Source organism: Acididesulfobacillus acetoxydans, assembly GCF_902729405.1.
GTDB lineage: Bacteria > Bacillota > Desulfitobacteriia > Desulfitobacteriales > Desulfitobacteriaceae > Acididesulfobacillus > Acididesulfobacillus acetoxydans.
Window position 1 is genome coordinate 3,063,827 of record NZ_LR746496.1, and the last position, 12,987, is coordinate 3,076,813.

Here is a 12,987-nt window from a genome sequence, read left to right on the forward strand (position 1 = left end):
AACCACCTGTTTATGGACGACAGGTGGTTTTGTCTGAGGACATTGTCATGCTTCCAGGCACAAATCCTCATTCAAGTGGATGATGGCCTTGGCATACATTTCCCGATCTATCACAAACTGCATATTCACTTGCCGCAAAGACTGAGAGACACAGTTGATGTTGATATCATGTTTAGCCAGAGTGTTGGAGGCCCGGGCCAGAATCTTTGGCATGGCAATATTCGAACCAATAACACAAACGATCGCCGCCTTTTTAACCCGCACCGCCTGGTAGTTTGCTTCGAGTTCCGCCACTAAAGGGTCGCTGAGGTCCGTTTCCCAAATCACCAGCGAAATGCTGTTGGCATTCGTAGCTTTCATGATATAACTTATTTTATAATGTTGAAAAATCTTCATAATCTCCAGGTCAAAACCAATCTCTCCGACCATGGAGGTGTCGTGGATCTCCACTACCACGATTTTGTCAGAGCCGGCAATGATTTCAATCTTCGCTTGCGGACCGATATAATCCTTGGAAATAACGGTTCCCGGGTGTTCCGGCTCGAACGTATTCTTGACCCGGAGGTTAATCCCGGCCATCTCCAGCGGCTTAGAGGCATTAGGGTGAATTGCCTCCATCCCGATATCGGCCAATTGATCGGCCACATCATAGTTGGTCCGACCCACTGGGACGGCTTTGTCCACCCCCACGATTTTCGGGTCGGCCGATGACAAATGGTATTCTTTGTGGATGATGGCTTCATCCGCCCGCAGGTAAGTGGCAATGCGCGAAAAGGTTATTTCGGAATAACCTCGGTCAAATTGGCGCATGATCCCCTCTTTGCCTTTCGTGTAGCCGGTAGCGACTATCAGGGTCTGGGCGGGATCGACATAGCGAAAAGATTCTCTGATGCGCTCCTCAATCGTAAGCTGCTTCGGATCCCGGAAACCCGTGAGATCGACCAGTTTGGCCCTAATCCCCCTGTTTTGCAGGACATTCACCGTATTGAAAGCGGAATGCGCTTCCCCGATGGAAGCCAAGAGTTCCCGCGCCGCGGAGAAGATGCTCTCCCGGCCCACGTAACCCGAAGCCAGAATGTCCTCCATGCTGCCCAGATAAGCCTCCGCCTGCATCACCCGGTCCAGGAGAAACTCACGGCAAGTATGAAAGTTAAGGCCCAGGGCTGTCATCTCCTCGTTCAGGGCCAGCAATCTTGTCAACAATTCCTCCAGTGCCGCGCTATAATCCTCTCCCCGTACAAAATATTGATAAATTCCGGGGTCGCCGCTCTTTTTATCTTCAAGCAGCATATCGGTGACACCGGCATAGGCGGACACGACAAAGACCCGTCCGTAACGGAACTTAGCCGAGTCCGGAGCGCCGATGATGTTACTGAGGACGTCCCCGAACTGAGACATTGAAGTTCCTCCGATTTTTTCCACCGTCAGCAAACAACACACCTCCGTTTCTAATTAAAGCATGTTTGGTGTGTCGATACAAGTAGAGAAAACTCGGTTTGTGCTACGATCGCTCCGGTAGCCCAGTTGGGCTGGAGCAGAAACCGATTCCTGCTTGAAACGGGTCAACCCGTTATAGACGGGAACCTTTCCGTCCAGCCGTTTAATAAACTGCTTTAGCTTTCGGATCATCCCGTTTCCTTCCCCAGGTAAAGAATTTGCCTTCTGGATTAGCTTTTCTCTTACGGCTTGGATCTTTTGCCGCAACTTTTTGCTGGTTTGCTCTTTAAATCCAAGCGCCCGGCCGGGCGATAATCCTTTCTCACTCTCTCCCCGTCGCTGCCGAACCGCCGCTTGGACTCTTCCGTTCGCTTCCGTTGCCGGGCCGCTCCCTTGGCTTCCCCGGCACACCGGGAGCGTCGTCTGCCTGGTTTTTCCCCGTCGGACTGAGAAGTCTCGCCCGCATGATACTCTGGGCCCCGTATTTCTCTCTGACCTCATCGATCACCCGCGCTAAATTCTCTCGCTCCTCCCGGTCATCGGCAAACAAAGAGAGTTGGCCCTCCTCCTGTTTGGCCAGCTGGTGTACAGACACTCCGATTAGCCGGAGCGGCTGTTTAAGCGCGACTGCGCGGAATAAACGACAGGTTTCACGATAGATAACGTCGTCCAGATTAGTCCCCTCGGCCAAAGTGCAGGAGCGGGCCAAGGTGCGAAAATCCTGATAGCGAACCTTGAGTGTGATCGTTCTCCCTTTGAGCTTCTCCCTGCGCAAGCCCTGACCTACATCACAGCTAAGTTCCAGCAGCACACCCTCCAGAAAATCCCGGTCCCCCACATCCGCGCCAAAAGTAGTCTCCCGTCCGATCGACTTCGTTTCCCGCTCGTTTTCCACCGGCCTCTCATCCCGGCCGCGCGCCAGCTCGTAGAGTTGTCCGCCCAGAACCCCAAAGAGTTGCTTGAGATAACTCGCGTCCAGCCGGCGCAAATCCCGCACGGTTTTTACGTTCAGCCCGTGCAGACGCTCCGCTGTTTTTTGCCCGACTCCCCAAATCCTTTCCACCGGTAAGGGGTCAAGAAACTCCTGCACCCCCTCGGCCGGAACAACCACAAAACCGTCAGGCTTGCGCAAATCCGAAGCCAGCTTAGCCAGAAACTTGTTGCCGGCCACTCCCACGGAAGCAGTCAAGCCGAGTTCGTCCCGGATGCGCTCCTTTATTATATGCCCAATCGAAGCCGCCGGACCGAAGATAGCGCTCGAGGCTGTCACATCCAAAAAAGCCTCATCCAACGACAACGGCTCGACCAGCGGGGTATAGGTGAGAAAAATCTGCCGGATCTGACCTGATACCTCCCGGTACTTGCGGCCGTTGACCGGGAGAAAAATCCCCTGAGGGCAGCGACGCCAAGCCTCCGCCAAGGGCATGGCAGAGTGAACCCCGGCCTTGCGCGCTTCATAGGAGGCTGTGGACACCACGCCGCGGCTGTTGGGCTTGCCCCCCACGATGACCGGCTTACCCTGCAGGGAAGGATCGTCCCTCTGCTCCACGGAAGCGTAAAAGGCGTCCATGTCGACATGGACTATTTGGCGTTCAGCCACTTGTTTGGCCACTTGTTCAGCCACTTGCGTTCACCTTACCCCGAACAATAACCTGCCTCTGGCAATGACAATGTAAGTATAGCACAAAGGGTACCTAAGCCAAATATCCCCTCATTGGTCAAGATTGGCCTTAAGCAGTCTCGCACAGATTCCGGTTCACCCAGACGCGCGCCGACAAGGTAGGACTGCAAAGGCTCCAACAACGGTTCGGAGCTCAAGGCCCCAGTCATCCACTCCCAAGAGATAACGGCACCGTCCGGCAAGCACCAGAGGAATGTAGGTCAAGCCCGCAGAGAAAACTGCCGTAAACCGTAGTTGATCATTCTAAACCTGCTCCACCCTTTGCCCTCGTGCCAACAACACAAACGAAGTTAGGAGCAGCGCCACCCCTGAGAAAAGATAAGCCCTGTTGACTCCAATCTTATTGGCCAGAAAAGAAAGCACCGCCACGGATACCAAGAAGGCTGCCCTGGTCGTAGCAAAACGCGCGCTGAAAACCCTCCCTCGCATCGAAGGCTTAGTTTCCTCCTGGAAGATGCTTTGGATGGGAATAAGAAAGAGAGAGTTGGACACGCCGCTGAAGAAGAAGCAAACCAGAGCCAGGGGATACCAGGGATAAAGCCCCAAGGCGGAAATGGTCACCCCGGAGAGAAAAAAGCCGGCCAGCATCAGCCCTCTCTTGGAAAAACGTCCACCCCAGGCTACAAGTGCGAAACTGCCAAAAGTAATCCCCACGGCCATGGTCGCCTCCAAAACCCCCAGCCCCACCGGTGACACTCCCAAAGCCTGAAGGGCATAGACGAAAACAAGGGGATTGAACCCACTGAAGAAAACCAGGACTATACAATAGGTCAGCAGGGTGTCGGCAAGAATCCTGGTTTTCATTATGTAGACCAGTCCCGCCAGAATATCCTGCCAAACGTGACCCGCGCCGGACTCTTCGCCGGCGACTTCCCCCATACCTTCCTCATCTGCCGTGTCTTTTATGCCCCCTTCGTCCGCCGTCTCTTTCCCGGCGTCCCCTTTAGCTGACGCTTTTTCCCGGGCCGCCGCCTCTTCTCTGACGGACGCTTCGCCTTCCGTCGACCTCCTAACGTCTTCTTCACCGGCGCCACCGATCTTCTCAAATTTAAAACCCATCAGGAAAATCGTGAACGCCGACACCAAAAACGTAAGGGCGTCCAGAAAGAAGACATGTTCAATCTGTATCAACACGGTCACAATACCCGCCAAGGCGAAGCCGAGCACTTCCGTGATATTCTGGGCCGACTCATCCAGGGATGTGGCCGTAAGAATATCCCCTTTCTTAAAAATGGCGGGAATAACAGCCATTCTGGCCGGACTGAAAAACAAGTTCGCCGTGGTACAGAGAAAAGATATAAGGTAGACTAAATTGAGCGAGTACCCAATAACAAAGGGAATGAGACTCACTAAGAACGCCCGGCTCAGGTCCGCCGCAATCATGGTCTTTTTTTTATCCCAACGATCCACATAGGCTCCCGCTATCAAACCAAACAGCAGATAGGGAAGAAATGTGGCCAGGGTCACCTTGCCCACGTCCAGGGCGCTGCCTGTCAGACGATAGACTAAAACTCCCAGAGCTACGTAATGAAGTTTGTCTCCGAGAGCCGAAACAAATTGACCCGTCAACAAGAGGCTGAAATCTCTCTCTTTCAACAGTGTCCAAGGTTTGGGCGGACTCGCTTCCACTGCCAACTCTACATCCCCCTCCGAATCTCTTCTGTTCAAGAATTGCCAAAAGGCAAAATCTTTCTGCAACCTAAATTCGCTAAATCCGTACAAATTCCTGCCGCGTTTAAAATTTTTTAATGAGTGACCAAGAGGCTTAGCCGTATGCCCCTGGCTTTAGCCGGCTTTAGCCATGGGGAGATTCAGATCTGTTTTCTTATCCTGCGGAAAAGTCATCCTTTCTGATAGGGAACAAAGCAGGCACCCCCGCACATGGGTGCCTGCGTCCTCAGTAGATATTCAAACCGATGTGTCACATATACTGTACCATTAGTACCTTATATGTTACACTACGTTTGGGTGATGATGGTATGGGGAAAAATCTGCGGCTCAAAGCTGCAAGAGCCGCCAAGGACATGTCTCAAAAAGAACTTGCTGAAATTACTAAGGTCACGAGACAAACGATCAATGCTATTGAGAACGGCGACTTTAACCCATCGATAAGATTGTGCAGGTCAATCTGTAAGGCGCTTAACAAAACCCTAGACGAAATCTTTTGGGAGGATGAAGCTGATGTTGAATGAAAGGGATCCGAAGCCGCACGGATATTTCGATGAGAGATAAGGTCATAATCGTTCTTCGCACGATTTCCAAACGGATGACTGACAAAAGGGACGAGTGATACAAGGATAAAGGGGAAGCGCTGTTTCCGAAAAAGGGAGCAAGAGTTCCTCCAGGGAACCACTTGCTCCTAAATTCTACCTTGCACATTTTGCGTCTTATCTGCGGACCGTAGCGCCTAAAGCACGCGCTAGCGGCCGCACTTCCCGCTTGCAGACTCCTTTTGACAAAAGTCTTAGCTGTATGCCCCTGTCACCGGCCATGGGATAAGGCAGCGGAAATACCCGAATCCCTCTTAGTCGACGGGTTTCAAGCGGCAAAGGAAGTGGCGTAAGACCTTAGGCTCGTACGTGAACTCCAGCCCCTTCACTTGATCCCGGCGTTCCCAAATCTTGACCAGGGCGTCCACCACGACATCCATATGCCGGTCCGTGTAGACCCGGCGCGGGATCGTCAGGCGCATGAAGTCAACACCGGCTTTCTTTTGCTCTCCGGTCTCCGGATCCCGCCCGAGCAGCAGGGAACCGACTTCCACCGCCCGCACGCCGGATTCAATATAGAGCTCGTTGGTCAGGGCTTGGGCCGGGAACTGTTCGGGCGGAATGTGCGGCAGGAATTTGCCGGCGTCAACAAAAACCGCATGTCCGCCCACCGGCCATTGAATCGGAATTCCCCGCTGGCGCAGCTCCTCACCCAGATATTCTACCTGGCCGATTCTGCTTTCCAGGTAGTCCACGTCAAGTCCTTCCTGGAGCCCGACGGCCAAGGCTTCCATATCGCGCCCCGAGAGCCCGCCGTAGGTGACGAATCCTTCCATCGGCACGCAGGTCGAGCTGGCGGCCTGATAAAGCGCCTGGTCGGATTTAATGCCGATCAAACCGCCCATGTTGACGATGGCATCTTTTTTGGCGCTCATGGTGAAGCAGTCACCCATGGCGTACATTTCCCGGACAATCTCTTTGATGCTCTTGTTCTCATATCCGGCTTCCCTTTTCTTAATGAAATAGGCGTTTTCGGCAAAACGAGCGGAATCAAAATTTACCACGATCCCGTATTTGTCAGCGATGCGCCTAACTTCACGCACATTTTCCATGGAGACAGGCTGGCCGCCGGCGGAGTTGCAGGTCACGGTAATGATGATAAAGGCGATGTTTTCCGGGCCTTTTTCCTCGATAAAACTTTCCAATTTGTTTATGTCGAAATTTCCTTTAAACGGGTGGGGAGTCTGCGTGTCGTAGGCCTCATCTATGACGAGGTTGACCGGAATGGCCCCATTCAGCTCAATCCAGGCCATGGTCGTGTCAAAGTGCATGTTGCCCAAAACGTATTGCCCTTTGCGCTTAATCAGATGCGGGAAGAGGACCTGCTCCGCACCCCGGCCTTGGTGAGTAGGGAGAACATACTCATAACCGAAGATGTCTTGGACAGCATCTTTAATTTTGAAGAAAGATTTGCTGCCGGCATAGGCCTCATCACCCAGCATCAAGGCAGCCCACTGGTGGTCGCTCATGGCCCCGGTGCCGCTGTCCGTCAGGAGATCGATATAGACGTCCTTGGACTTGAGCGAAAACGGATTATATCCCGCTTCCTGCAAGGCTTTAATTCGGTCCTCACGGGAAATCATGCTAATGGATTCAACCATTTTGATTCGGAAGGGTTCGGCTTTTCTGCTCATGGATGTTTCCTCCTTTGCCGATGTGGCAAGCATAATCATATGCGGTATTCATCATGCAACTCTTATGCCAATAGATTTTTTCCACAAGTGCCACTTTTATCCCCCTTAAAAAGCAACCCTTTCCATCCTGATGTGTTTGCTTGTCAAATATTCTTATCACAGGTCAGACAACTTGCTGCGGATAGGCCTCATCACCCAGCATCAAGGCAGCCCACCGGTGGTCACTCATGGCCCCGGTGCCCGCTTCTTGCAAGGTTTTTTAATTCGTTCTTCAACCGCCAGAGAAAGCACTCCCACTAAGGAGAACGTGATGATAGAGCCCCCCCGGCCTAAATGGAATTTGGTCCGTTTAATGATCTCCATTACTTAAAGAGTCAGTCAAGGAAAGTCCGACGGACTCTTTGCATATTCCCAGAAATAGGGTAAGATAGAAAAAGGGGGATGTAATGATTTGGGGGCTGAATCCGTGAAGAAAAGAATCGCCATTAACCAGAACATCTCCATGGGCGACGTCGAGAAAAATGACCAAAACGTCTGGAGTTTTCTGCTTTTTACCGGTTATCTCAAGCCTATCAGCCGGGAAATCGTCGACGGAGAGATGGTCTGCAGTCTGGCGATACCGAATCGGGAAGTTCAGACGATTTATCGCGCGATCGTAAAATCCTGGTTTAGTGATTCTGTCCATTCAGAGTTTCTGAAGACTATGTTGAAAAGCTTGATCCGTGGGCAGATCGAAATCTTTGCCAGTCACTTCCGGGAATATGTGGAAAGCAGCTTTAGCTACTTCGATACGGGCGGAAAAGTGCCGGAGAAAATCTACCATGCCTTTGTACTGGGCCTCCTGGTAGGATTGCGTCCTGATTATGAAATCAAGTCCAACCGCGAGGGCGGGTATGGGCGTTATGATGTCATGGTCATCCCCCGGGACAGAAACTAGGCGGGCCTCATTATTGAGTTTAAGAGTGTCGAGCCGGAGGAAGTCAAGGATCTGGAACCGATTGCAGAGCTCGCCTTACAGCAGATCGAAGCGAAGGGCTATCAGCAGGAACTGCTTGAGCGGGGAATCCATAAGGTCATCAATCTGGGTATTGTCTTTCGGGGGAAAGAGGTATTGGTGAAGGCCAAGGACTAAGGGGGGCGATTAAATAATCTGTTACTTCTTATATGCCAGGTCAGTGAATTCCATAAGCCCGCATCTTATTTAACACAGTAGTATTCGACACACCCAAAACCTGCCCCGCCAGGCGGGAAGATGGATAACGCTCCAGAACACGGGTAATCACTTCCTTTTCCACCTGGGCCACGATTTCTTTTAGCGGCGGCCATTCTCCCTGTTTCGGTATTTCCACATGCAAAACGTCTTCGCGCGCGTCCCGCACGTCTAACGTCCCACCTCCGTTTCGGACTCCTTGTCTCTCTCCCTGTTTACTTCCGTCTCCGTTTCCGGCTGCGGCCCTGGCTTTCTCTTTCCCGATATCCGTCCAGGCGTAAAGGTGCTCCGGCAGGATTTCCGCGGCGTCCACCAGATTGACCAGCCGTTCCAGCGCGTTCTCCAGCTGGCGGACATTACCGGGCCAATCCTGGGCAGACAGAATTTCAACCGTTTCCCGAGTCAGGCGCACTTCGTCTTTGCCCAGGCGGGCGCAAATCTTACGCAGCAAATGCTGAGCGATCAGGGGAATGTCTTCCCTCCGCTCTCTCAAGGGCGGAATTTGCAGGGGAATGACGTTGAGACGGTAGTAGAGATCCTCACGGAATTCGCCCTTCCGGATCATCTCCTCTAAATTACGGTTTGTGGCGGCCACGACCCGGACATCGACCGGAATCTCGCCGCCGCCCCCTACCCGCCGCACCGCTCCCCCTTGGAGCACGCGCAAGAGCCTGACCTGAACCTGGGGGGATATTTCCCCTATCTCATCGAGAAAAAGCGTACCGCCCTTGGCCTGCTCAAACAAGCCTTTGCGGCCTCCCTTCGCCGCACCGGTAAAAGCCCCCTCTTCATAGCCGAAGAGTTCGCTCTCCAGCAGGGAATCCGGCAGAGCGCCGCAATTGATGGCCACAAACGGCCCCTTGCGTCTTGGACTCTCAACGTGAATCGCAGTCGCGAAAAGCTCTTTCCCGGTACCGCTCTCACCCCGAAGGAGAACGGTGGAACTCCCTTTAGCCACCATGCGTGCCGCCCCGACCAGCCCTACCATCTCTTCGCTTTGACAAATGATGTCCTCAAACGTGGTCAAGCGCCGGCCCTTGTCCATTTTAGAGAGGATCTCCTGCACCTGGCGGAAGTCCTTGATCGTGGCCACTGCCCCGATAATCTGCCCTTTTTTATTGAGAACCGGAACCCCGCTCGTCATAAAATGGATCAAATGCCCGTTGCGCCTTATCTTGCGCTCCATCAGACTGTAGCTGCGTCCTGTCGCCAGGGTCTCGACCAAGGGTGGATTCCCCGTAAACAGGTCATCGGCCGTCAAGTTCAGTGCCTCCTTTTCCGTCACATGGAAAAGCCCGCAGGCAACCTCGTTAATGTGCGTAATCTTACGATCCCGATTGACGGCCACAATTCCCTCGCTGACCGAGTTCAAGATCGTTTTCAGTTCATGCTCCCGTTCTTCATAGGGCATCTGCTCCCTGAAACGCACGGTAAGGACTCCGCTCAAGGAGGCGAGGTCCGAAAGCAAAGGTTCCCCCGACTGCCCCTCAGCTAAACGGAATTTGATCATCATCCCGTCCACAGATCCTACTTCCATGGCAATTTTGTCAATGCCATGTTTTTCAAACACTTCGAAAACATCATAGCCCAGACGGGGCCGGTCTTCAAAATCAATTTGAACGATGAATTCCCGCATCACCGCAGCCGTCCTTTCTTTCTTCCAAATGCAACAAGCGGGCGACGAATTGCGCTGAGGTCGCCTGCAAGATCAAAGTGAGAAAAATGGCTGTAAAAGTTACCGCCGAGATGACCTCAGCCCGCGGCATCCGCTCAGAGATAAGAGTGCCGGCCAGAGCCGCCGGTATCACCCCAGTCTCCCTCGTCCACATCAGATAGAGGACTTCACGCGCCTTCCACCGGGCCTTGCGATCCCAGAGGACGGTGGAGAGGACGGTCAGAGGCCGCGCCACAAAGATAAAGAGGAGAACAACCAGGAGAACTCCCCAGCCGGACTCAAAAAGCACCCCGAAATTCACCTGAGTGCCAAGGATAATAAAAATCATAATCCGCAAAATTCTTACCAGGATGTCCTTAAAACTCACATGTTCGGCCTGGGCATCGCCGTCGATACTCAGCTTGAACAGGGAGCCATTGCCATGTATGATGCCCACGGTGAAGACGGCCATAAAGCCGCTGAACCCTAAATCCCCGGCGATGAAATAAGCTCCGGCGACGGCAGCCAACGCGATCTCGGCATTGTGACCGTCCAAGAACCCTAAGGTGTGTTCTGAGACGAGCAAAAGAGATAAGTAGCCGACAAGAGCCCCCACGGCAATGCCGCCGGCGGCCGTCTTGACCAACTCGAAAACACCCTGCGCCAAAGAAAATGAACCCCCGCCTATGATTCCCATCAGTGCGAAAGTCATGATGGCCGCGGCCGCATCGTTGAAGGCCGATTCCGAGATGATCGTCTGTTTGAGTTTAGGACTGATGCTCATCTTCTTGAAAAGCGGAACCAGAACAGACGGGTCCGTTGACGCGATCACTGTACCCAGCAGCAAGGCGGACAAAAAATCCAAATGCAAAAAGAGTTGGCTGAAATATCTCGTGACCAAAGCAGAGATGATAACACCCAGAGTTGCCAAGAGAGCCACGGAAATTTTTACTTGATTCAATACTTTTAAGTGAATTTCCCGGCCGCCGTCATAAAGGATATAAGCCGCGCCGAAAGTCAGGATGAATTGGGCGCCGGCCCGGAATTGCTGAAGATTAACCACGCCTAAGAGCGCCGGTCCCACGACAACCCCAATCAGGATAAACAGAACCGTATCCGGCACTTTGATCTTCTGACTGAGCTTCACGGCAATGATACCGCTGACGATGGCTATGGCTAAGGATGCCATCATCTGGTCTGTCAACAATGTTAAGTTTCCACCCATATACGTTTCTCCTCTCCGCAGAACCCGCAACTATGAAAAATAAACACGAGCATACCTGTTCGATATGCCCGCAGAAGTCTACACTATTCACGAAAGGTTACTTTAAGCGGCATAGCAATTAAAAGGGGTGTCTTTCACCTCCGTCGATATTGCCACGCCCGATATTCTGTTCCAGACCTGCGCCACCTCAAAAACGCCGGTCATCACAAACAGTTCCTTTCGTTTCAGCAAAGTATGAAAAAGTCATCGCAGAAAATACTTAAGTTTAGTATACCATCTCTTCCCCCAAAAATCACGGTCCCCCCGAACAAAACAGACAGCGGATTGACGGGCTGACCAAGAGGCTTACTGCCCCGACAGGACAGGCCAAGGAAGCTTTGGCTGCCGGGGCTCGGCCGGCACCCAGCCTGCGATTCGCTCTATTCAGCCGTCTTAACCAGTTCCAGCAAAGCCGGAATGCGCGCGGCTCGTTTATCCGCCAGGGCGACGAGGAGGAAGGTTGCGATGGCAACAGGCCAAGCGAGATAGATGGGATGGGGAACAATATGGGTGGCGGGGACGAATTCCCAGACTGCCAGATAGAGGATACCGGTGAGGATGGTCCAGAAGGCGCTTGATCTCCGGCACAACCCGGGCACAAACATCGTGAAAAGGAGAACCACGGTATAGGCGGAAGTCAGAGTCAGCCCAATAGTCAAGGTGTTAAGAATCCCCGAAACAGTGGTTGCGAGCAAATAAGTGATCACGCTCACCGCCAGGACAATGATCCGGGAAGCGGCCATGCGCTCTTTATCACTGATAGCCGGTCTGAAGTAGCGCTTCCAGACATCCTCGATTACCAAGGTAGAGCTGCCCAGCAAGAGCCCGGAAGCGGAAGAGACATCCGCGGCCCAGAGCCCGGACAGCGTGATCCCGGCCACAATGGGATTCAGGGAGAGCACGACTTTGGGCAAAGCGCTGCTGGAGACGATGCCGGGGAACTTGGCGGCCGCGATGATGCCCATAATAGCAGACAGAAAACCCATGGGCATGATCAGTAGGCCTCCAACGACAAACCCGCGCCGGGCCGCCTTTTCATTGCGGGCGGAAAAAGCGATCTGCACGATGGCCTGAGTGGAGAAGGCTTGTGTGATCATGACGGCAAACCAAGCTGCGACAATCATCACTCCCACTCCGGCGAGGGGTTTAAACCATGGTCCCTGGGCCGGCAGGGACATTTGAATTGCTTGAAAACCGCCAAAGTGTGATAAGCCGGCTAAGGTGCCGACGATGATGCCTACGTAAATAACAATTACGTTGACCACATGCGTCAAGCCTACTCCCCACATCCCGCCTATAAGTGTAATGCCGACAAAGACGATGGCCGTCGTCAGCATTCCCGTATGGGGATTAAAAACCCCAGGCAAGAGGGCGGTCAAGATCGCTCCCCCGGCAACATATTGCAAAGATGTGATCGTGATTTGCACCAGCAGCTGGCCGATGACGGCGATGGTCCTTCCGGCCGAACTGTAATACTTCTCAAATAACTCCGGGATAGTCGCTATCTTCATTTTGCGGTAACGCCCGGCAACTGTCAGCCCGACCAGAATACCCCCCGCGGCCCAGGCCACGTTGTACCACCCGGCCGATATCCCGGCCGTATAGGCGTTCTGGGCCACCCCAATCGTGGAAGAACCCCCGATGGCAAGCCCTGCCAGGTTTACCGCCACCAAAATCATGGGCATGTTGCGTCCGGCAAGCAGATATCCTTCTGCCCCGTCTCTCTTAGCCAGGCTCTTGGAAAACCAGGAAACCGCAAAGAGCAAGATGATATAACCCATGACAATTATTAAAGGCACAAGGTGCATACCTATCCCGTTCCTTTCCTTTTCTCGTA

General features: G+C 53.0%; 10 protein-coding genes. 3 read left to right on the forward strand and 7 right to left on the reverse strand.

Features of this window, described 5'->3' with window-relative positions; translation table 11 throughout:
• Positions 1 to 45: 45 nt before the first annotated feature.
• The 3 genes from MNU25_RS13640 to MNU25_RS13650 form a co-directional block, all read right to left on the reverse strand.
• A complete protein-coding gene (locus tag MNU25_RS13640; protein WP_240985568.1) occupies positions 46 to 1,431 on the reverse strand; it encodes an aspartate kinase in 1,386 nt (461 codons plus the stop codon).
• A gap of 328 nt (positions 1,432 to 1,759) precedes the next feature.
• Positions 1,760 to 3,061 (reverse strand): DNA polymerase IV, encoded by a 1,302-nt coding sequence (gene dinB / locus MNU25_RS13645; RefSeq protein WP_261487139.1) that lies wholly within the window; start codon positions 3,059 to 3,061, stop codon positions 1,760 to 1,762.
• 300 nt (positions 3,062 to 3,361) lie between these two features.
• Positions 3,362 to 4,747, reverse strand: a complete 1,386-nt coding sequence (locus MNU25_RS13650; protein WP_240986857.1) for an MFS transporter — start codon at positions 4,745 to 4,747, stop codon at positions 3,362 to 3,364.
• A 350-nt stretch (positions 4,748 to 5,097) separates the two neighbouring features.
• Between MNU25_RS13650 and MNU25_RS13655 the strand changes: the two genes are divergently transcribed.
• On the forward strand, positions 5,098 to 5,310 hold the full coding sequence (locus MNU25_RS13655) for a helix-turn-helix transcriptional regulator (RefSeq protein ID WP_240985569.1): 213 nt from the start codon (positions 5,098 to 5,100) through the stop codon (positions 5,308 to 5,310).
• 332 nt (positions 5,311 to 5,642) lie between these two features.
• Here the strand turns inward: MNU25_RS13655 and MNU25_RS13660 are convergent, their stop codons facing one another.
• Positions 5,643 to 7,022 (reverse strand): tryptophanase, encoded by a 1,380-nt coding sequence (locus MNU25_RS13660; protein WP_240985570.1) that lies wholly within the window; start codon positions 7,020 to 7,022, stop codon positions 5,643 to 5,645.
• 466 nt (positions 7,023 to 7,488) lie between these two features.
• On the opposite strand from MNU25_RS13660, the gene MNU25_RS13665 reads away from it, so the two are divergent.
• Positions 7,489 to 7,959 (forward strand): PD-(D/E)XK nuclease domain-containing protein, encoded by a 471-nt coding sequence (locus tag MNU25_RS13665; RefSeq protein ID WP_240985571.1) that lies wholly within the window; start codon positions 7,489 to 7,491, stop codon positions 7,957 to 7,959.
• A 12-nt stretch (positions 7,960 to 7,971) separates the two neighbouring features.
• Positions 7,972 to 8,154, forward strand: coding sequence for a PD-(D/E)XK nuclease domain-containing protein (locus MNU25_RS20555; protein ID WP_420838694.1), 183 nt, complete (start codon positions 7,972 to 7,974; stop codon positions 8,152 to 8,154).
• A gap of 40 nt (positions 8,155 to 8,194) precedes the next feature.
• Here MNU25_RS20555 and MNU25_RS13670 read toward each other — a convergent pair whose 3' ends face one another.
• The 3 genes from MNU25_RS13670 to MNU25_RS13680 form a co-directional block, all read right to left on the reverse strand.
• Positions 8,195 to 9,868: a sigma-54 interaction domain-containing protein gene (locus MNU25_RS13670; protein WP_240986858.1), complete on the reverse strand. Its 1,674-nt coding sequence runs from the start codon at positions 9,866 to 9,868 to the stop codon at positions 8,195 to 8,197.
• Complete coding sequence (locus tag MNU25_RS13675) at positions 9,843 to 11,111, reverse strand: cation:proton antiporter (protein ID WP_240985572.1); 1,269 nt, start codon at positions 11,109 to 11,111, stop codon at positions 9,843 to 9,845. The genes MNU25_RS13670 and MNU25_RS13675 overlap by 26 nt, the downstream gene beginning before the upstream one ends.
• 419 nt (positions 11,112 to 11,530) lie before the next feature.
• On the reverse strand, positions 11,531 to 12,958 hold the full coding sequence (locus MNU25_RS13680; RefSeq protein WP_240986859.1) for a sodium:solute symporter family protein: 1,428 nt from the start codon (positions 12,956 to 12,958) through the stop codon (positions 11,531 to 11,533).
• Positions 12,959 to 12,987 lie beyond the last annotated feature (29 nt).